At 43.2% G+C, this 600-nt stretch carries 1 protein-coding gene; it reads right to left on the minus strand.

The features are described 5' to 3' along the window. Positions 1–2: 2 nt before the first annotated feature. Positions 3–600 (minus strand): tRNA 2-thiocytidine(32) synthetase TtcA (ttcA, locus tag R7Q48_RS28970; protein WP_318133800.1); only part of this gene is annotated, 598 nt, incomplete at its 5' end.

Here is a 600-nt window from a genome sequence, read left to right on the forward strand (position 1 = left end):
TACTAGATGTTCGTTACATCGATGAATAGAGATTCATCGATGTTAGTTGAAGAAACGACTGCTTCACTAAACTCATACTCTTCGCGACTACCGTCACGATCTAGCGGCAAGTTTACAAAATCAAACAACTCACGGTCTGCCAATTGGCTTGGGCTCACGTTTTGGATTGATTTGAAAATCGCTTCTACGCGTCCTGGCGTCTTCTTATCCCAATCAATCAGCATTGCTTTGATTGCTTGGCGCTGCAAGTTCTCTTGAGAACCACATAGGTTACAAGGAATAATTGGGAAATCTTTGTGCTCTGCGTATTTGATCAGGTCTTTTTCGCGGCAGTAAGTCAGCGGACGAATAACCACGTTACGACCATCATCAGAGCGTAGCTTTGGTGGCATTGCCTTCAAACGAGAACCATGGAACATGTTCAAGAACATCGTTTCTACGATGTCATCCATATGATGACCAAGTGCAAGTTTTGTTGCGCCGATTTTCTCAGCAAATGAATAAAGCGTACCACGACGTAGACGAGAACATAGACCACACGTTGTCTTACCTTCTGGCACTTTTTCTTTAACTACTGAGTATGTGTCTTTATCTACGATG

The organism is Vibrio sp. 378 (assembly GCF_033339435.1).